This window comes from Psychrobacter sp. CAL346-MNA-CIBAN-0220, assembly GCF_040309805.1.
GTDB lineage: Bacteria > Pseudomonadota > Gammaproteobacteria > Pseudomonadales > Moraxellaceae > Psychrobacter.
Window position 1 is genome coordinate 1 of record NZ_JBEOPF010000097.1, and the last position, 290, is coordinate 290.

1 protein-coding gene is annotated in these 290 nt (G+C 37.6%); it reads right to left on the reverse strand.

Going from position 1 to position 290, the window contains the following annotated elements; translation table 11 throughout:
• Positions 1 to 290 (reverse strand): DUF2989 domain-containing protein (locus AAEY88_RS12855; RefSeq protein WP_350563010.1); only part of this gene is annotated, 290 nt, incomplete at both ends.

Here is a 290-nt window from a genome sequence, read left to right on the forward strand (position 1 = left end):
CGCTACGACTCTGTGCAAATTGTTTACTCATTACCGCAGAGATTAATTCAAGTGCTTGTTTATCGAGTTCTGTCGCTAATGTTTTATTGCCTTTAATAATGGCCAATAACTTTTCTTCATCGGCATGGTTGTCACTCATTAACAAATTTGCTCGAGTTAACAGGTATTCTTTTTCAGCATTTTGTTGTTGCCGATATATTGATGCTAACGCTAAAAACCAATCAGCATCGATTTTGGCTGGTTCTGTTGTGGCTAACAAATGCAAATAAAGCGTTTTAGCGTCGTTAGGT